At 70.5% G+C, this 18,299-nt stretch carries 15 protein-coding genes; 9 read left to right on the top strand and 6 right to left on the bottom strand.

The features are described from left to right. Positions 1–10 precede the first annotated feature (10 nt). Genes ACTWOL_RS16240 through ACTWOL_RS16230 form a run of 3 tightly spaced genes read right to left on the bottom strand, consistent with a single transcriptional unit; the run spans position 11 to position 2,403 of the window. Positions 11–787, bottom strand: a complete 777-nt coding sequence (locus ACTWOL_RS16240; RefSeq protein ID WP_474297426.1) for an enoyl-CoA hydratase/isomerase family protein — start codon at positions 785–787, stop codon at positions 11–13. Beyond that, positions 784–1,233, bottom strand: a complete 450-nt coding sequence (locus ACTWOL_RS16235) for a Zn-ribbon domain-containing OB-fold protein (RefSeq protein WP_474297425.1) — start codon at positions 1,231–1,233, stop codon at positions 784–786. Before ACTWOL_RS16235 ends, ACTWOL_RS16240 begins: the two co-directional genes overlap by 4 nt. A gap of 21 nt (positions 1,234–1,254) precedes the next feature. Further along, positions 1,255–2,403, bottom strand: coding sequence for a lipid-transfer protein (locus tag ACTWOL_RS16230; RefSeq protein WP_474297424.1), 1,149 nt, complete (start codon positions 2,401–2,403; stop codon positions 1,255–1,257). Between the two features lie 76 nt (positions 2,404–2,479). On the opposite strand from ACTWOL_RS16230, the gene ACTWOL_RS16225 reads away from it, so the two are divergent. Together ACTWOL_RS16225 and ACTWOL_RS16220 are read left to right on the top strand one after the other, a co-directional pair. After that, entirely contained in the window at positions 2,480–4,039 is a 1,560-nt protein-coding gene (locus tag ACTWOL_RS16225) for a FadD3 family acyl-CoA ligase (RefSeq protein ID WP_474297423.1), read from the top strand. A gap of 345 nt (positions 4,040–4,384) precedes the next feature. Beyond that, positions 4,385–5,077, top strand: a complete 693-nt coding sequence (locus ACTWOL_RS16220; RefSeq protein WP_474297422.1) for a hypothetical protein — start codon at positions 4,385–4,387, stop codon at positions 5,075–5,077. Positions 5,078–5,392: 315 nt separating this feature from the next. Here the strand turns inward: ACTWOL_RS16220 and ACTWOL_RS16215 are convergent, their stop codons facing one another. The 3 genes from ACTWOL_RS16215 to afsR form a co-directional block, all read right to left on the bottom strand. Further along, entirely contained in the window at positions 5,393–5,563 is a 171-nt protein-coding gene (locus tag ACTWOL_RS16215) for a hypothetical protein (RefSeq protein WP_474297421.1), read from the bottom strand. Positions 5,564–5,685: 122 nt separating this feature from the next. Then, the gene (locus ACTWOL_RS16210; RefSeq protein WP_474297420.1) at positions 5,686–5,916 is read right to left on the bottom strand and encodes a hypothetical protein; all 231 of its coding nucleotides are present in this window, start codon (positions 5,914–5,916) and stop codon (positions 5,686–5,688) included. A 203-nt stretch (positions 5,917–6,119) separates the two neighbouring features. Beyond that, positions 6,120–9,107, bottom strand: a complete 2,988-nt coding sequence (gene afsR / locus ACTWOL_RS16205; RefSeq protein WP_474297419.1) for an SARP-family global regulator AfsR — start codon at positions 9,105–9,107, stop codon at positions 6,120–6,122. 214 nt (positions 9,108–9,321) lie between these two features. Between afsR and ACTWOL_RS16200 the strand changes: the two genes are divergently transcribed. The 7 genes from ACTWOL_RS16200 to ACTWOL_RS16170 all read left to right on the top strand — a co-directional run bounded on the left by ACTWOL_RS16200 (position 9,322) and on the right by ACTWOL_RS16170 (position 18,001). Then, positions 9,322–10,542, top strand: coding sequence for an amidohydrolase family protein (locus ACTWOL_RS16200; RefSeq protein ID WP_474297418.1), 1,221 nt, complete (start codon positions 9,322–9,324; stop codon positions 10,540–10,542). Between the two features lie 368 nt (positions 10,543–10,910). Then, positions 10,911–11,324, top strand: coding sequence for a PaaI family thioesterase (locus tag ACTWOL_RS16195; protein ID WP_474297417.1), 414 nt, complete (start codon positions 10,911–10,913; stop codon positions 11,322–11,324). 240 nt (positions 11,325–11,564) lie between these two features. After that, positions 11,565–12,506, top strand: a complete 942-nt coding sequence (locus ACTWOL_RS16190) for an LLM class F420-dependent oxidoreductase (RefSeq protein WP_474297416.1) — start codon at positions 11,565–11,567, stop codon at positions 12,504–12,506. A 103-nt stretch (positions 12,507–12,609) separates the two neighbouring features. Continuing rightward, complete coding sequence (locus ACTWOL_RS16185) at positions 12,610–13,371, top strand: SDR family NAD(P)-dependent oxidoreductase (RefSeq protein ID WP_474297415.1); 762 nt, start codon at positions 12,610–12,612, stop codon at positions 13,369–13,371. Positions 13,372–13,471: 100 nt separating this feature from the next. Beyond that, positions 13,472–14,590, top strand: a complete 1,119-nt coding sequence (locus ACTWOL_RS16180) for an LLM class flavin-dependent oxidoreductase (RefSeq protein ID WP_474297414.1) — start codon at positions 13,472–13,474, stop codon at positions 14,588–14,590. Between the two features lie 196 nt (positions 14,591–14,786). Next, entirely contained in the window at positions 14,787–16,526 is a 1,740-nt protein-coding gene (locus ACTWOL_RS16175; RefSeq protein ID WP_474297413.1) for an N-acyl-D-amino-acid deacylase family protein, read from the top strand. Next, complete coding sequence (locus ACTWOL_RS16170; RefSeq protein WP_474297412.1) at positions 16,523–18,001, top strand: aldehyde dehydrogenase family protein; 1,479 nt, start codon at positions 16,523–16,525, stop codon at positions 17,999–18,001. The genes ACTWOL_RS16175 and ACTWOL_RS16170 overlap by 4 nt, the downstream gene beginning before the upstream one ends. The last annotated feature ends 298 nt before the right edge of the window (positions 18,002–18,299 follow it).

Below are 18,299 nucleotides of genomic sequence, written 5' to 3'. Positions count from 1 at the left end.
GGGGCCGCGGTCAGCGCACCCGGTACCCGTCCCCGCCCCGTCTGTTCGCGAACAGCTCCGCCTGCCGCTGTGCCGGCAGATTCCCGAGCGCGATCAGATGCGGGGCCTGGGCGAGTGCCTGCGTCCGGGCGGCCTCCTTCGCCGACCACACCGCCCGCACCGTCCCCTGCACGGCCTCCGTCGGGTACGAGGCGATGACGGCGGCGCAGCGTATCGCGGCGGACACCTCGTCACCGGGCGCCGTCACCTCGCTGACCAGACCCGTCTCGTAGGCTCGCCGCGCCGACATCCGCTCGGCCGTCCCCATCAGCGCCATGCGGGCGACCTCCCCGAACGGCATCCTCATCGCCATGTGGACCGACTCGTAGGCGCTCACCATCCCGTAGGACGTGTGCGGATCGAAGAACTGCGCGTCCTCCGCCGCGATCACGAACTCCGCCTCGCCCAGCAGATAGAACGCCCCGCCGCAGGCCAGCCCGCGCACGGCGGCGATCACCGGCTTCCACAGGTCGTTGGCCTTGGGGCCGATCGTGAGCAGGGGGTCGTCGATCGAGTACGGCGACGAGGGCTGCGGCACCTCGGCACCGCGGTCGATCCCGGTGCAGAAGGCACGCGTCCCGGCGCCCGTCACCACCGCTGCCCGTACCGTGTCGTCGAAGCGGAACTCCCGCCACACTCTGGTGAGTTCGTCCGCCATCGCCAGATCGATCGCGTTGTGTCTGGCGGGCCGGTCGAGGGTGACGACGGCCACGCCGCTGTCCTTGTCCGTCTCCACCCGGATGCTCATGAGCGCTCCAGGAGCCACCGCGGCACGGTCGTTCCGTCGGCGAGCTCGGTGAAGGCCACGCGCACCGGGGCCCCGATGCGCAGTCGCGCGGGGTCGACCGAGTCCAGCGCATCGTCCGGGCCGGCCACCACATTGCCGACGAGTCGGATGTGCGGGGCGTCGGCGAGTTCGACGATCACGGCGTTGTACGGGGCCTGTTCGGCGTAGGGGGACAGGAGGGGCGGGTGGGGGAGTACGTACGACCAGATCCGGCCACGCCCGCTCATCGGCTGCCAGAGGCTGTCGAACGACTGGCAGTGCGGGCAGCAGGGGCGTGGCGGAAAGCGCAGCTCGCCGCAGGAGACGCAGGCCTGGACGCGCAGTTCACCGCGGGCGGTGTATTCCCAGAAGGGCGCGCCGTCCTCGTCCTTGACGGGTGTCAGATATCCACGGTCGGAATCCGTCATCTGTCAGCTCAACTCCTCTGTTCAGCTTCTCAGAAGCAAGGCCGAGGTCGGGACGCCCTCGCCCGCCGTCACCAGACAGGTCGCCGCGTCCGGCACTTGTGCGGTGGAAGTGCCACGCAGTTGCTTCACGCCCTCGTTGATGAGGTTGAAGCCATGGACGTACGCCTCGCTGAGCCCGCCGCCGCCGGTGTTCATCGGCAGCCGTCCGCCGATCTCCAGAGCGCCGCCCTCGGTGTACGCGGCGCCTTCGCCCCGTCCGCAGAAGCCGTAGCCCTCCAGGGACAGCGGGATCAGCGGGGTGAAGGCGTCGTAGATCTGGGCGACGTCCACGTCCTGCGGGCCGAAGTCCGCCGTCTTCCACAGCTGCCGGGCAGCCGTCCAGGCGGGTCCGGTGAGCGGATCGGCGTTCCAGTAGTTGACCATGCCGTGGTGCTGGGCGGGCAGGCCCTGGGCGACGGAGTGGAGGTAGACGGGCTTGCGGCGGCAGTCCCGGGCCCGCTCGGCGGACACGATGACACAGGCCAGCGCGCCGTCCGTCTCCAGGCAGTTGTCGAAGAGGCAGAGCGGTTCGCTGATCCAGCGCGCGGTCATGTACATCTCGCGGGTCAGCGGCCGTTCGTACATGATCGCCGCCGGGTTCTGGTTGGCGCGGTTGCGGCAGGCGAGAGCGACGTTGAAGAGGTGGTCGCGGGTGGCGCCGTACTCGTGCATATAGCGCCGGGCCAGCATGCCGATCTCGTCGGCGGGCCGCAGCAGTCCGAAGGGCCGGGTCCACTGTCCGGGAGTGGGCAGCTGTACGGCGGTGTTCTTCCAGGGTCTCGGGCCCGAGCCGCGTTTGCGCGACCGCCAGGCCACCCCGACGCTCGCCTGTCCGGTGGCGATGGCGGCGGCGAGATGGGCGACGGTGGCACAGGATCCGCCGCCGCCGTACCCCACCTTGCTGAAGAAGGTGATGTCGCCCGCGCCGATGGCCTTGGCGACCTCGACCTCGTCGGTCTCCTCCATCGTGTAGGAGGCGAAGCCGTCGACCTCGCCGGGCGTGATGCCCGCGTCGTCGAGAGCGGCGAGGATGGCCCGGCAGGCCAGGGTCTTCTCGGATTCGGGGAGGTGTTTCGCGAAGGGTGTCTGTCCTATTCCGGCTATCGCTGTCGCGTCCTTGAGGGTCGCCATGCGGGGGAGCGTACAGCTAATCTGACGGGTAGTCAGCTATGGCTGCTGGTGTACGGCGACGGCGGGAGGAGCGGCGATGCGCGGCGACCTGGAGTGGATATCCGTCCCGAGGCTGGTGCGGAGCGCCGCGGAACGGTACGCGGACCGGGAGGCCGTGGTCGAAGGGCGCACCCGGGTCTCGTACGCCGAACTCGGCGCGCGCGTCGAGCGGGCCGCCGCCGCATGCATCGCGGCGGGCGTGGAACCGGGCGACCGGGTCGCGGTGTGGGCGCCGAACACGCTCGACTGGATCGTCAGCGCACTCGGCGCGGTCTCGGCCGGAGCGGTGCTCGTCCCCCTGAACACCCGGTTCAAGGGCACCGAGGCCGCATACGTGCTGGAGCGGTCCCGCGCGAAACTGCTCTTCATCACCGGCACGTTCCTCGGGACGTCATACGTGGCGTCCCTGCGGCGCGCGGACGTCGAACTGCCCTGTCTGAAGAAGGTGGTGGTGCTTGCGGACAGCGCGCCCGAGGACTTCCTGACCTGGAAGGAATTCCTGGCCGGCGGGGACGGGGTGCCGGCGCACACGGTACGGGCCCGCGCCGACGCCGTGGCCTCGTCCTCTCCCTCGGACATCATCTTCACCTCGGGGACGACGGGCCGCCCCAAGGGTGCGGTGATCACCCACGCCCAGACCCTGCGCTGCTACGCGATCTGGAGCGAGCTGGCGGGGCTGCGCGCGGGCGACCGCTATCTGATCGTGAACCCGTTCTTCCACACCTTCGGCTACAAGGCGGGCATCATCGCCTGTCTGATGCGCGGCGCGACCATGGTGCCGCAGCCGGTCTTCAACGTGGACACGGTCCTCGCGAACATCGCCTCCGAACGCATCTCGGTGCTGCCCGGACCGCCGACCCTGCACCAGTCGCTGCTCGACCATCCCGCCCGGGACGCCCACGACCTGACGGCGCTGCGGCTCGTCGTCACGGGCGCCGCCGTCGTGCCGCTGCGACTCGTCGAGCGGCTGCGCGGCGAACTGCGCATCGCGACCGTGCTCACGGCGTACGGCCTGTCCGAGGCGTCGGGCATCGTCACCATGTGCCGCCGCGGGGACGCCCCCGAAACCATCGCCGCCACTTCGGGCCGTGCGATCCCGGACACGGAGGTCCGAGTCGTGTCGGCCGGTCCTGGCGAACCGGGCGAGATCCTGGTCCGCGGCCACAACGTCATGAGCGGTTACTTCGAGGATCCGGAGGGAACGTCCGAGGTCGTCGACGCGGACGGCTGGCTGCACACCGGTGACGTGGGTGTTCTGGACGAGGCGGGCAATCTGCGGATCACCGACCGGATCAAGGACATGTTCATCGTGGGCGGATTCAACGCCTATCCGGCCGAGGTCGAGCAACTGCTAGGCCTGCACCCCGACATCGCGGACGTGGCGGTGATCGGCGTCCCGGACGGTCGGCTGGGTGAAGTCGGCAAGGCGTACGTGGTCCGGCGCGCGGGCTCGACGCTCACGTCGGACGACCTGATCGCGTGGTCACGGCGGGAGATGGCGAACTACAAGGTGCCGAGGTCGGTGGAGTTCGTGGCGGAGCTGCCGCGCAACGCGAGCGGAAAGGTGCTGAAGAGGGAACTGCGGGCCAGGCGGTAGCGGGCCTCTGCCGTCAGAAGCCACCGGGGTGCTCCCGCTCCGATCCGCGCGAAAGGTCCCTGGAATTCCAGGATTTGAGACGTGCGGGGCCACTGTTCTTCGCACACGACACTGGTTACTCGTCGGTCTCACCCGAGGGCTTTTCCGCCTTGTTCGCCTTTGCTCCGGTTACCGGAAAGTTCTGTTTCGCAATCAACCACAACTTTGCTTATTCTTGGTGTGGTTGAGGTGATGGCTAGGACAGTCTCGCGTCTGTAGGCGGTGAATGCGCCTCGGTCTGCGCGCCCGAATCCGGGCGCAGCGGCGTGGTTCACCGACTCCCCACAGAGTGTGAAAGGCACCAGAATGACGATCAGTCATGCCCTGCGTCGGGGCGCCCGTGCACTGGCCATTGCGACGGCAACCCTGGGAATCGTCGCGACGACAACCGCCACCGCGGAGGCGGACGACGGCCCGACCCGCGAACTCCTCCGCGCCGACTGCGAGTCGGGCCTCGGCAAGTGCACGTTCAACGATCCCAAGCTCGGCGAGGCATACCTCGGAGACTTCCGCCAGGTCTCCGACTCGCTCTACAACTGCAGCACGTCCGCCGCGACCCAGTCGATGACATGGTCCGACGCGGTCGGCGCCACCGACTCGGTGGGAGTCTCGGTCACGGCGGGAGGGAACATCGCGGGCATCATCGACCTGAGCGTGACGGCGTCCTACAACCACACCTGGACCAGCACGCACACGGAGAGCAGCTCCCTGAACATGACGGTGCAGCCAGGAGAGGTCGGCTGGATATCCCGGGCCCAGGTGATGCAGCAGGTCTCCGGCACCTGGCAGACGCACTACGACAACCCCAAGTGGGACCACTACTACTGGTTCTGGGACGACACCGTCACCGGCCCGGCCCCGAACGGCACGGACGGCAAGAGCAACGCGGTGGTCGTCAAGAGCCGCAAGATGACCGAGGCGGAGAAGAATTCCTGCTCGGCGGACTCGTCGAGCTCGGCGGGCAAGAAATCGGCCGGCGTGTTCGTCAAACAGCACTGACCCGCTCGGTACGCCCCTGAAGACCGGAGGCCGGCACCCCCACGGGTGCCGGCCTCCGGCCTGCGACGGCTCTCAGGGCTTTCGCTCCAGCCGGCCTCCCCCATCGGCCTGATCCGATGACCGGCTGATCCGCCGCCAGTTGTCTCAGCCCGTCGGTTCACCGATGGGCTGATCCTCGTTTGCCGAGCGCGTCCACACTCCCGCGGCCGCGGCGGCTCCCCCTCCGCGCCGCCGCGGCCGTCCCCCGTCGTGGTGCGTGGCTCTGGTGCCCCATTCGCTCGGCGGGACCGGCCCTCGCGAGCGCCCGCACAGCCGTCAGCCGGACACGCCGTTCCGTGGCGTGCTCGCGTCCTCCTCGGCGGCGCGCTGCGGCGGGGCGGGGGTGTGGTTGTCCCCTGCCATGGCGGGCGCTGCCACCCCGGCCGCGAGGGCTGCGGCGGCTGCCGCGACGGCGGCTATGGCGATGATGCGCTGGGTGCGGGTCATGTCTCCTGCTCGATTCGTCATGCTCGGTGTCGTGCCCGGTGCCGGGTGCGGGCATGTTGCGGCCGCGGCGGCTCCCCCTCCGCGCCGCCGCGGCCGCACCCCGTCGATGAGGTGGCTTCAGATCACTTCTTGGGCGGCGGGGTGGGCATGTGGTTGTCCCCCATGGTCGTGAGCGGGCCGTCCTTGGGCGGGGTGGGCATGTGGTTGTCGCCCATGGTGGTGATGCCGCCGTCCGCCGGCGGAGCGGGCATGTGGTTGTCGCCCGTGGTCGTGAGCGGGCCGTCCTTGGGCGGGGTGGGCATGTGGTTGTCGCCCATGGTCGTGATGTCTTCGCTCTTGTTCGTGTCGCTCATCGTCGTCAACTCCCTGAATGTCGGCGTCGAATCGGGAACGCCCGCTCGGTGACTCCCCCGAGGGTCCCCGAACGGGCGTTTCCTGGAACGCTCACCCTAACGATGAGCTCCCGGTTACCGTCTGTCCCCCGACCCGACGGACCGTTGAGTACAGAGTGCCTGGCGGGCATAAACAAATGCTGAACGTCCTTGTCAGCCCGGGCTCATGCGGCCGCGAGGGGTGCGAGCAGGGCCCGTACCTCCTCGGCCTCCTCGGCCCCCACCTGCTCGTACAGGCTGAGGGCCTCACGCCAGCAGGCGCGGGCGCGGTCCGTCTGGCCGAGGGCGTACAGCGCCTTGCCCAGCGTCTTCAGGACATTGCCTCGCATCTTGTCACCGCCGATGCATCCTTTCGCCAGGGCTTGCTCGGCGTGTTGCGCCGCTTGTGCGGGGCGCTGGTCCTGGAGGTGGGCCTGCGCGACGCGGTAGTGGGTCGCTCCTTCCCACAGGCGCTGGCGGTCCTTCGCGAAGGCCTCCAGCGCCTCGGAGAGCCGCTCCAGGGCCTCGGCATGACGGCCCGCCTGGGTGAGGGCGACGCCGAGCGCGTAGCGGGCGTTGGCCAGGCGTATCGTCGGCCCCGATTCGGCGTAGAGCTCCACGCCCTGCTGGGCGAGTTCGATGGCGCTGTCGGTGCGGCCGAGCAGCTGGTGCACGCGGGAGAGATTGGAGAACGCGCTCGCTGTTCCCGGCAGATTGCCGTCGGCCCGGGAGCCTTCCGCGGCTTTGAGCAGATGTGCCTCCGCCTGCTCGTAGTGGCCCCGGCTCGCGGCGATGATCCCGCGGTCGTTGTCCGCCCAGTACACCGGCGCCGCATCGCCGGTCGCCTCCGCCAGGGCCCGCGCGGCGCGTGCCTCCTCCTCGGCGTCGGCGTAACGGCCCGCCACCAGATGGACGTTGGTGAGGGTCGTACGGGCGCGTCCTTCGGCGAGGCGGTCGCCGGCCGACCGGGCTGCATCGCGGGCGGCGAGCGCGACCGTCGCGTACTGCTTGGAGTTGGCGCCGCTCTCGCCTAGGTCCTTCGCCGCCCAGAGCAGGTCGACGGCCCGCCGCAGCCGCTCCCCCACCAGTGACTGTCGTGCGCATGCCAGCAGGCAGTTCGCCTCCGCGTACAACCAGTCCAAGGCCTGCTGCCGGTCGGCGAAGGTGAGCCCCTCGTACGTCGTGGCCGCCAGATGGGCCACGAGCCGGTCTCCGGGCCGTTCGATGGCGTACACCCGCGCCGCCGTCGCCAGATAGAAGTCCAGCAGCCGCGACAGCGCCGCCTCCCGCTCCTCCGCCTGCTGCTCGTCCCTTCCCCGGCCTTCGGCATGGGGGACCCCAGCGCATGCACGCGCGTAGAGCCGTACCAGATCGTGGAAGCGGTAGCGCCCCGGAGCGGCCGACTCCAGCAGGGAGGTGTCGACGAGGGCCTCCAGCAGGTCCTCCGCGTCGTGCAGCGGGAGGTCCAGTACGGCCGCGGCAGCCGCCAGCGAGATGTCCGGGCCGTCGGCGAGGCCCAGCAGGCGGAACGCACGGGCCTGGGTCGGCTCCAGCTGCCCGTAGCCGAGTTCGAAGGTGGCCTTGACCGCGAGGTCGCCGGCCTGGAGTTCGTCGAGCCGCCGCCGCTCGTCGGCGAGCTTGGCCGCGAGTACCGAGACCGTCCAGGTGCGGCGGGCCGCGAGCCGGGAAGCCGCGATACGGATCGCCAGCGGCAGGAAGCCGCAGGCCGCGACCACGTCGAGGGCCGCGTCCCGTTCGGCCGAGACCCGCTCTTCACCCACGATCCGGGTGAAGAGCTGCAGTGCCTCCTCCGGGGACATCACATCCAGGTCCACCAGATGTGCACCGGCCAGATCGACCATGCGGATACGGCTGGTGACCAGTGCCGCACAGCCCGCCGTGCCAGGCAGCAGCGGCCTGACCTGCGCCGCGTCGCGGGCGTTGTCCAGCAGGACCAGGACACGGCGGCCGTCGAGCGTGGAGCGGTACAGCGCCGCCCGCTCGTCCAGCGAGTCGGGGATCGCCGAGTCGGCCGTGCCGAGCGCCCGCAGGAACGCCCCGAGGACCGCCTCCGGTTCGGCGTGCCGGGGCCCGGCGCCCTGGAGGTCGACGTACAGCTGCCCGTCCGGAAACTGCGGCCGCGCGTGGTGGGCGACGTGCACGGCGAGGGTCGTCTTGCCGACGCCGCCGATGCCCGCGAGCGCGGAGAGCGCCATCACGGACCCCTCGGCCGTGGCGAGTTGCTCGCTCAGCTCCCGTACGAAGGATGCGCGGCCGGTGAAGTCCGGGACGGTGGCGGGCAGTTGGGCCGGCCTGGTGACTCCTGAGGCAGCCGGAGCCGGCTGCTCGGCGGGCCGGGCCAGCTCTTCGTCCGCCTGCAGGATCCGCTGCTGCAGCCGGGACAGCTCGGGCCGCGGGTCCACACCGAGCTCCTCGGCGAGCAGCCGCCGGGTGTCCGCGTACACCGCCAGTGCCTCTGCCTGCCGTCCGCTGCGGTACAGCGCCAGCATCAGCAGCTCACGCAGGCGCTCGCGCAGCGGATGCGCGGCCGTCAGGGCGGTGAGCTCGGACACCGCCTCCGCGTGGCAGCCGACGTCCAGGTCCATCTCCAGCCGCGTCTCGAGGAGTTGGAGTCGCCACTCCTCCAGGCGTACTCGCTGGGACTCGGCGTAGGGGCCGGGAACGGACGCGAGCGCCTCGCCGTCCCACAGGCCCAGCGCCTTGTTGATGAGTACCCGTGCCTGGCAGCGGTCGCCGCCGGCCCGTGCCTTCTCGGCCTCGGCGACGAGTTCCTGGGCGACATGGAGGTCGAGTGTGTCCGACGGGGTGCGGATCGCGTAGCCCCCGGACTCGCTGACCAGCGCCCCGGCGCCCATCGCCTTGCGGAGCCGGGACGCATAGGTCCGCACCGCCGCCAGTGCCTGCGACGGCGGTTCCTCGCCCCAGATCGCGTCGATCAGCTCGGCCGCCGTGGCCGTGCGCCCCTCGCGCATCAGCAGCGCGGCGAGGAGGGCCCGCTGCTGCGGCGAGCCGGAGGGGAGTGCCTCCCCGTCGCCGCCCCAGGCGCGTACGGGTCCGAGCACGCTGAACCGCAGGCTGCCGCCCGCTTGTTCCGGAGCGCTCTGCTCCGGATCGCCCGCCTGCTGCGTGAGGGACCCGTCCCCACGGCCCATGGCTTCCCCCTGCTCGTACCGCTTCGTGTCGCCGTTCTCATCGATATCGCCGGTATCGCCCCCGACAGTCTGCCCTGTCGAGGCGGATGCGTCAGCAGTGAGTGGCGCTCTGCACAGGATCTGCGGGAACCCGGTGCCGGATCGAAACCTCGCAGCTGACGTACTGATGGACAGATAGCTGACGCATCGTCAGATCAGCGCTACCGTGAACCGCATGGAGAACTTCCCGAAGATCATCTCGGTCGACGATCACACGGTGGAGCCCCCTCGTGTCTGGCGGGACAGGCTGCCGTCGAAGTACCAGGACACCGGCCCGCGCATCGTTCGGGCCCCTCTGAAGGAAATGACCTTCCTCGGCGGCAAGTTCGCCCCGGTCATGGGCGCGCCCGGGGACGACGGGCCGATCGGCGACTGGTGGGTGTACGAGGACCTGCACCGGCCGCTGACCCGACTCGACACGGCGGTCGGTTACGACAGGGACGAGATCAAGCTCGAGGTCATCACGTACGACCAGATGCGGCCCGGCTCGTTCTCCGTCCCCGACCGGCTGGCCGACATGGACGTCAACCATGTCCAGTCCGCGCTCTGCTTCCCCACCTTCCCCCGCTTCTGCGGACAGACGTTCACCGAGGCGAAGGACCGCGAGCTCGCGCTGCTCGGGGTGCGGGCGTACAACGACTGGATGGTGGAGGAGTGGTGCGGCCCCGACGCGCGGGGCCGGCTGATCCCGCTCACCCTCATCCCGCTGTGGGACGCCGAGCTGGCCGCGGCCGAAGTGCGGCGCAACGCGGCGCGCGGGGTGCGGGCGGTGGCGTTCTCCGAGATACCCCCGCACCTCGGACTGCCGTCCATCCACACCGACGCGTGGGACCCCTTCCTCGCCGCCTGTGACGAGACCGGCACGGTCATCGCCATGCACATCGGCTCCTCGTCGAAGATGCCGTCGACCTCCGCGGACGCCCCGCCCGCGGTCGGTTCCACCATCACCTTCGCCAACTGCTGCTTCTCGATGGTCGACTGGCTGATGAGCGGCAAGTTCGAACGCTTCCCTGACCTGAAGGTCATGTACGCCGAGGGCCAGATCGGCTGGCTCCCGTACATCCTGGAGCGCGCGGACGTGGTGTGGGAGGAGAACCGCGGCTGGGGCGGAGTCGCGGACAAGGTGCTGCGGCCGCCGTCGGAGCTGTTCGCCGGGCATGTGTACGGCTGCTTCTTCGACGACGCCTTCGGGCTGAGGAACCTGGACGCGATCGGCGTCGGAAACGTCCTGTACGAGACGGACTATCCGCACTCGGACTCCACCTGGCCCAAGTCGAGGGAGGTGGGCGAGGCTCAGATGGGGCATCTGGCGCCGGACGTGGTGGAACGGATCGTCCGCGGGAACGCGATCGAACTGCTGGGGCTGACGGCCGACGGGCTGTGGCCGGGGGCGTAACGCTCGTGGAGCCGCGACCGACGAGGCCGCGGCTCCACGGGGAGCGTCGGGTCAGCCGAGGAAGACCGACGAGACGCCGTTGTCGAAGCCGGCGTCGGCGGTGTCGGCGGTGTCGGCAGCATCGGCGGCATCGGCGGTCGTTCCGCAGCGCTTGGCGAACACGATCTCTCCTTCGTGTGATGTGCTCCGGTCTGCTCCTGCTCCCCCGGAGCGTTCGCCACGGGGTACGGGACGGGCCGAAGGGCCCTCTCACCTGGTGTCGTGCCCGAGACGCGCCGCTACAGGTACCGGCAACCCCGCGCAGGATGGGGACATCCAGGGCGACACCGGACATGGACATCCGGTCCGGGGCACCCCACGATCGGCGCATGACGCTTACGCCAGCCGCGGCCGACAAGATCCTTTCCGACAACTTCGCGCCCTGGGTCCTCGACCTCGGCCTCTCCGTCGTCGACACGGGTGACCTCCACGCCGTGCTCCGCCTGCCCTGGTCGGACCGGCTGGCCCGGGAAGGCGGTGCGCTCTCCGGCCAGGCCCTGATGGCCGCGGCGGACACGGCCACCGTGATCGCCGTGTCCGCCGCCCGCGGAGCCTTCGTCCCGATGACGACGGTCCAGCAGTCGACCACCTTCCAGCGCGCGGTCACCGGCGCGGACGTGCTGATCGACGCCCGTATCTCCAAGCTGGGCAAGCGGATGGCCTTCGCCGAGATCACGATGACCGCTGAGGGCGCGGACGAGCCGGCCGCCCGCGCGTCGACGGTGTACGCGCTGCTGGGCTGAGGCCGCGTGCTCGATGCGATGCGATGCGATGCGCCGGCGCCGGGCGTCGTGCCCTGAGGTAACGATCAAGCGATCTGTGCGCGGACGGGCGGGTCGCCGAGGGTGTCCCGCCCGTCCGCGCACGACGACGGCGGGACGCCCCCAGACCCGCGACCGCGCACGCCCCTTGCCCGATGCGCCCGCAGCCAAGACCATGGTGGCCCATCAAAAATGACGGGTCGTCAGAATTGTGTCGGCCCAATGGCGAGGGGACCGATCATGGTGGTCTACGGGATGCAGCTCCCGGTCCAGTCGCAGAGCACCATCTATGCCGAGACCTGGGAGGCGGCGGCGGGGCCCGACGATCTCGTCGCGATCGCGCGCACCGCCGACCGCACCGGGTTCGCGTACATCGCCGTCTGCGACCACGTCGCGATTCCGCTGCGGCTGGCCGGGGCCATGTCCACTGTCTGGTACGACCCTGTCGCCACGCTCTCCTTCCTCGCCGCCGCGACCGAGCGGGTGCGGTTGCTCAGTCATGTCGCCGTCGTCGGGCTGCGCCATCCGCTGCTGACCGCCAAGCAGTACGCGACGCTCGACCATCTCTCCTCCGGCCGGCTGATCCTCGGCGTCGGCGCGGGGCACGTACGGGAGGAGTTCGACGTCCTCGGCGTGGACTTCGAGCGCCGTGGTGCCGTGCTCGACGAGACGATCGACGCGCTCAGGGCGGCTCTCGGGCCCGAGGAGTTCCCGTGCTTCACCGGCGAGCACTTCGCCTTCGAAGGGCTCGGGCAGCAGCCGCGCCCCGTTCAGGCCCCCGTGCCCCTCTGGGTCGGAGGGTCCTCGCCCGCCGCTGTGCGCCGCGCCGCCCTCAAGGGTGACGGCTGGCTGCCGCAGGGCGATCCGCGCGACCGGCTCCCCGTCCAGATCGCGAAACTCAGGGCGCTGCGCGAGCAGGCGGGGATCGACCGCCCGCTGACGATCGGCGCGATCACCGAGCCGCTGTACGTCGGCGATGCCGCCTGGGACGTCGGGCGCCGCACCCTCACCGGCAAGCCCGAGGCCATCGCCGAGTCGCTGCGTGCGTACGGCGCGATGGGCGTGGACCAGATCCAGGTGCGCTTCCGCAGTCGCAGTCGCAGCGAACTCATCGACCAGATGGCGGCGTTCGCCGCAGAAGTGGCCCCGCAGCTCGACCGATGACCAACGGCCCGCAGTCGACACGACCAATTGTCGGCAGTCGGCGGCAGATGACCGACGGCCGATGACTCATGACCGATGACCGATGACCGAGAGGAGTACGGGCATGGGAAAGCTGGACGGACGCGTCGTCCTCATCACCGGCGCGGCGCGCGGCCAGGGCGAGCAGGAGGCGAGGCTGTTCGCCTCCGAGGGGGCGAAGGTCGTCCTCGGTGACGTTCTCGACGACCAGGGTGAGGCCCTCGCCAAGGAGCTCGGTGAGGGCATCGCCCGCTATGTGCATCTGGACGTCGGCCGGGAGGACGAGTGGGCCGGTTTCATCGACGCCGCCAAGGATGCCTTCGGCCATGTCGACGGCCTCGTCAACAACGCGGGTATCCTGCGCTTCAACGAGCTGGTGAGCACCCCGCTGGAGGAGTTCCAGCAGATCATCCAGGTCAACCAGATCGGGGCGTTCCTGGGGATCAAGACGGTGGCCCCGGAGATCGAGGCGGCCGGCGGCGGCACGATCGTCAACACCGCCTCGTACACGGCGCTCACCGGGATGTCCTACGTCGGTGCCTATGCCGCGACCAAGCACGCCATTCTCGGCCTGACCCGGGTGGCGGCGATGGAGCTGGCCGCGAAGAAGATCCGGGTCAACGCGGTGTGCCCGGGCGCCGTGGACACCCCGATGAGCAATCCCGGCGGGGCGGACCCCGACGCGCTGGACGAGCTGTACCGGAAGCTGGTGCCGCTGGGGCGGGTGGGCCTGCCGGAGGAGGTCGCCCGGCTCGCGCTGTTCCTGACCGGCGACGACTCCTCGTACATCACGGGGCAGCCGGTCGTCATCGACGGAGGCTGGCTGGCCGGAGTCAGCGTTCTCTGACGCATCGTCAGGTATTGACGCCTCGGGTGCCCGGTGGAACAGTCGGGGCATTCAGATCTGACGCAGTGTCAGAAACACGGTGGGGACGGTGGTGGGACCCATGGAATTCGGACTGTTCGTACAGGGCTATCTCGGCAAGCGCGCCGAGACCGACCCGCTCGCCGAGCACAAGGCGCTGATGGAGGAGACCGAGTACGTCATCCAGGCGGACAAGTCCGGCTTCAAGTACGCCTGGGCCTCCGAGCACCACTTCCTGGAGGAGTACTCGCACCTCTCCGCGAACGACGTCTTCCTCGGCTACCTCGCCCATGCGACCGAGCGGATCCACCTGGGCTCGGGCATCTTCAATCCGCTCGCCCCGGTCAACCACCCCGTGAAGGTCGCCGAGAAGGTCGCCATGCTCGACCATCTCTCCGAGGGGCGCTTCGAGTTCGGCTCAGGGCGCGGCGCCGGCTCGCACGAGATCCTCGGCTTCATGCCGGGCATCACGGACATGAACCACACCAAGGAGATCTGGGAAGAGACCATCGCCGAGTTCCCCCGGATGTGGCTCCAGGACGAGTACCCCGGCTTCCAGGGCAAGCACTGGTCCCTGCCGCCGCGCAAGGTGCTCCCGAAGCCGTACGGGAAGTCCCACCCCGCGATGTGGTACGCGGCCGGGTCGCCGTCCTCCTACGCCATGGCGGGCAGGAAGGGCCTCGGCGTACTGGGCTTCAGCGTGCAGAAGGTCTCCGACATGGAGTGGGTCGTCGAGTCGTACAAGACGGCGGTCAAGGACGCGCAGCCGGTCGGCGGATACGTCAACGACAACGTCATGGTGACCTCCACGGCGATCTGCGCCGAGACCCACGAGAAGGCGGTCGAGATCGCGGTCGGCGGTGGACTCAACTACCTCCAGTCGCTGCTTTTCCGCTACCACGACACCTTCCCGCGCCCCGACGGCGTCCCCGAGTGGCCCGAGCTGCTGCCCGAGTACAGCGCCGAGATCATCGAACTCCTCATCGCCGAGGAACTGATGATCTGCGGCGACCCGGACGAGGTGCTGCGCCAGTGCAAGCGCTGGGAGCAGGCCGGGGCGGACCAGCTGTCGTTCGGGCTTCCGATCGGGATCTCGTACGAGGACACGATGACGACGATCAAGCTGATCGGCGAGCACGTCATCCCGAAGATCGACACGGACCCGGTCCACCGCACCACCCGCTTCCGCGAAGCGGCCTGACGGGCCCGTTCCGGTCCCGGCACCGACCGCGGGCGGTGGCTTCCCGGACCGCCACCCGCTACCGGCCCGGTCGGACGGCAACGCGGCCGCGGCCGGTCGCGAAGCCTTCCGGCCGGGCCACATCGCCGCGCCGCCGGGACCACACAGCCGCCCCGTCTCCCCGCACGTCGCCCCGCACCAGAAAGGGACGCAGGCCATGCTCGACCACCTGATCAAGGGTGCCACCGTCGTCGACGGGACCGGCGCCCCCGCCTACACCGCCGACATCGGCCTCCGCGACGGCCGCATCGCCGTCATCGCAGCGCCCGGCACCGTCACCGAGGAGGCCCGGACGAGCGAGGACGCGACCGGGCTCGTCCTCACGCCCGGCTTCGTCGACCCGCACACCCACTACGACGCCCAGCTGTTCTGGGACCCGTACGCCACCCCCTCGATGAACCACGGGGTGACCACCGTCGCGGGCGGCAACTGCGGATTCACCCTCGCCCCGCTGAACCCCGAGCGCCCCGAGGACGCCGACTACACCCGCCGCATGATGTCCAAGGTCGAGGGCATGTCCCTGGTCGCACTCGAAGAGGGCGCACCCTGGAACTGGCACACCTTCGGCGAGTACCTCGACGCACTCGAAGGCCGTATCGCCGTCAACGCCGGCTTCATGGTGGGGCACTGCGCGCTGCGCCGCCATGTGATGGGTCCGGACGCGATCGGCGGCAAACCGACCCCGGCCCAACTCGACGCGATGTTGCGGCTGTTCCACGACGCGATGGACGCGGGCGCCTGGGGCCTGTCCACCACGCAGTCGTCCACCCACTCCGACGGTGACGGACAGCCCGTCGCCTCCCGTCACGCCGGCCCCGCCGAGCTGCTCGCGCTCTCGCGCGCCGTGGCCGACCACGAGGGCACCCAGCTCGAGGCCATCGTCGCCGGCTGCCTCGACCAGTTCGCCGACGACGAGATCGACCTCTTCGTCGAGATGAGCGCCGCCGCGGGCCGCCCGCTCAACTGGAACGTCCTCACCATCGACGCGGCCGTGCCCGAGCGGGTGCCGCGCCAGCTGCTGCCGAGCGAACGCGCACGCAAGGCCGGCGGCCGGATCGTCGCCCTCACCATGCCGATCCTCACCCCGATGAACATGTCGCTCGGCACCTTCTGCGCCCTCAACCTCATCCCGGGTTGGGGCGAGATCCTGGGCCTGCCCCTACCCGAGCGGATCGCCAGGCTCCGCGACCCGGAAGTACGGGCCGGGATGCTGCGCCGGTCCGCGTCCAAGGAGGCCGGGGTCTTCCGCCGCCTCGCCCACTTCGAGCGCTATGTCATCGGCGATACCTACTCCCCGGCCAACGAGGGCCTCACCGGCCGGGTCGTACGCGACATCGCCGCCGAACGGGGCCAGGACGCCTTCCACTGCCTCGTCGAGATCTGCGCCAACGACGAGCTGCGCACGGTGCTGTGGCCCATGCCGACGGACAACGACCCGGCGTCGTGGACGCTGCGCGCCGAGACCTGGCAGCACGAGGACGTCATGCTCGGCGGCTCCGACGCGGGCGCCCATCTGGACCGGATGTGCGGAGCGCCGTACACCACCCGCTTCCTGGGCGACTGTCTGCGCGGGCGGAAACTGGTCCCGCTGGAGCAGGCCGTCAGGATGCTCACGGACGACCCGGCGCAGCTGTTCGGTCTGCGCGAGCGGGGCCGGATCGTCGAGGGCCACCACGCGGACCTGGTGCTCTTCGACCCGGAGCGGATCGACGCGGCTCCCGCGACCCTCGTCCACGATCTGCCCGGAGACAGCCCGCGGCTGGACTCGCGGGCGGTCGGCATCGTGTCCGTACGCGTCAACGGCGTCGAGACCGTCCGCGACGACCAGGTGACCGGTGCGATCCCCGGCCGGGTGCTGCGCTCGGGCCGTGACACCAGGACGGTGAGCACCCGGTGAGCCGCCGTCCCGCTCAGCGGCTGTACATCGGAGGAGAGTGGACCGAGCCGGACGGCGGTCACTGCGAGGTGATCGACCCGGCAACCGAGGAGGTCGTCGGACTGGCCCCGGAGGCGAGCCGCGACCAGGTCTACGAGGCGGCGGCGGCCGCCCGGGAGGCCTTCGGGCCCTGGTCCCGTACCGCGCCCGAGCAGCGTGCGGCGATCCTGGACCGGACGGCCGAGTTGATCCAGCGCGAGTTCGCCGCGTACGCGGAGCTCGCCCGCGCCGAGACGGGCGCCACGACGGGCACGGCCCGCGGGATGCAGGTCGCCGTGGGGGTGTCCCGCTTCCGCCGCTATGCCAAGGGCGCACTGGAGCCGGTCGAGCAGGGCCTGCCCCCGCAGGTCAACGAGGCCGGCCCGATGGGCAGGGCGGGGATCTTCGGCGCGCTCGCCGCCCGCCGCCCGGTCGGCGTGGTCACCTGCATCACCTCGTACAACAACCCCTGGGCGAATCCGTCGGGCAAGGTCGCCCCCGCCCTCGCGATGGGCAACACGGTCGTGGTGAAGCCCGCGCCGCAGGACCCGCTGTCCGTCTACCGGATGGCGGAGGCACTCGCGGAGGCCCTGGAGGAAGCGGGAGCCCCGCCGGGCGTCGTCAATGTGGTGAGCGGTTCCCGTGCGGAAGTCGGAGAAGCGGCCGTCGACTCCCCGGACGTCGACATGGTCAGCTTCACCGGCTCCACGGCCGTCGGACAGCGCATCGGCGAGGTGTGCGGGCGCGGGACGAAGCGGCAGCTGCTGGAGCTGGGCGGCAAGGGCGCGGCGCTGGTCTTCGACGACGCCGATCTCGATGCGGCGGTCATGGGCATCGGTACGACGTTCTCCTTCTACAGCGGGCAGATCTGCACCGCGCCCACGCGGGTCCTCGCCCAGCGGGCCGTCTACGACAGCCTGATCGAGAAGCTGACCGGCTATCTGGGCTTCATGAAGGTGGGCGACCCGGCGGCGCCCGGCACGGTGGTCGGCCCGGTGATCTCCGCGGCCCACCGCGACCGGATCGAGTCGTACGTGGAGCTGGGCAAGAAGGAGGGCGCGCGGCTGGTCGCGGGCGGTGAACGCCCCGACTTCGCACGCGGCTTCTACGTCGCCCCGACGCTTCTCGCGGACTGCACCAACGAAATGCGTGTGGTGCGGGAGGAGATCTTCGGCCCGGTGGTGGTCGTGGTCCCCTTCGACGACGAGGAGGAGGGCATCGCGCTCGCCAACGACAGCGACTACGGGCTGATCGACTACGTGTGGTCGGGCGACGCGGCGCGGGCCTTCCGGGTGGCACGGCGGCTGCGGTCCGGAGGGGTCGGGATCAACACCATCGGGCGGAACATGGAGGCGCCGTTCGGCGGGTTCAGGAAGAGCGGGGTGGGCCGGGACGTGGGGTCGTACGCCCTGCACGCGTACAGCGAGCTGCAGGCGATCGTCTGGCCGGGCGGCTGACACGGGAAGACCGCGGGACGGCTGCGGGACGGCTGCGGGGACGGCTGGGGGGCCGCCCGTGGTCGCCCCGCCCGGCTGCCCGCACCCTCACGCTCACCGACCACCTCGGCACCGGATGGGGATTCGGGGCGCGTTCGCTTCCGCGGGTGCGCCGAGGACGATCGGTCCCAACCGGCCGAGAGGCGGAGCCACATGCGGTGACACCGCCCCCAGCCCTCTGCCACGTCACCTCGGGACCGGGCGGGACCGGGCGTACGAGACGGCCGCAGGAGGGGTCGAGACGCCTCCTCCAGGGCTC

This window comes from Micromonospora sp. IBHARD003 (assembly GCF_056106285.1).
Note: the sequence above shows the minus strand (reverse complement) of the source record. Positions and strands in the feature narration are given on the sequence as shown.

Bases quoted from the DNA above. Each gene is read 5' to 3' on its own strand.
- ACTWOL_RS16230 (WP_474297424.1), bottom strand. From the start codon at position 2,403: ATGGCGACCCTCAAGGACGCGACAGCGATAGCCGGAATAGGACAGACA.
- ACTWOL_RS16220 (WP_474297422.1), top strand. From the start codon at position 4,385: ATGACGATCAGTCATGCCCTGCGTCGGGGCGCCCGTGCACTGGCCATT.
- ACTWOL_RS16195 (WP_474297417.1), top strand. From the start codon at position 10,911: ATGACGCTTACGCCAGCCGCGGCCGACAAGATCCTTTCCGACAACTTC.
- ACTWOL_RS16200 (WP_474297418.1), top strand. From the start codon at position 9,322: ATGGAGAACTTCCCGAAGATCATCTCGGTCGACGATCACACGGTGGAG.
- ACTWOL_RS16175 (WP_474297413.1), top strand. From the start codon at position 14,787: ATGCTCGACCACCTGATCAAGGGTGCCACCGTCGTCGACGGGACCGGC.
- ACTWOL_RS16215 (WP_474297421.1), bottom strand. From the start codon at position 5,563: ATGACCCGCACCCAGCGCATCATCGCCATAGCCGCCGTCGCGGCAGCC.
- ACTWOL_RS16185 (WP_474297415.1), top strand. From the start codon at position 12,610: ATGGGAAAGCTGGACGGACGCGTCGTCCTCATCACCGGCGCGGCGCGC.
- afsR (WP_474297419.1), bottom strand. From the start codon at position 9,107: ATGGGCCGTGGGGACGGGTCCCTCACGCAGCAGGCGGGCGATCCGGAG.
- ACTWOL_RS16180 (WP_474297414.1), top strand. From the start codon at position 13,472: ATGGAATTCGGACTGTTCGTACAGGGCTATCTCGGCAAGCGCGCCGAG.
- ACTWOL_RS16235 (WP_474297425.1), bottom strand. From the start codon at position 1,233: ATGACGGATTCCGACCGTGGATATCTGACACCCGTCAAGGACGAGGAC.
- ACTWOL_RS16240 (WP_474297426.1), bottom strand. From the start codon at position 787: ATGAGCATCCGGGTGGAGACGGACAAGGACAGCGGCGTGGCCGTCGTC.
- ACTWOL_RS16225 (WP_474297423.1), top strand. From the start codon at position 2,480: ATGCGCGGCGACCTGGAGTGGATATCCGTCCCGAGGCTGGTGCGGAGC.
- ACTWOL_RS16210 (WP_474297420.1), bottom strand. From the start codon at position 5,916: ATGAGCGACACGAACAAGAGCGAAGACATCACGACCATGGGCGACAAC.
- ACTWOL_RS16190 (WP_474297416.1), top strand. From the start codon at position 11,565: ATGGCGAGGGGACCGATCATGGTGGTCTACGGGATGCAGCTCCCGGTC.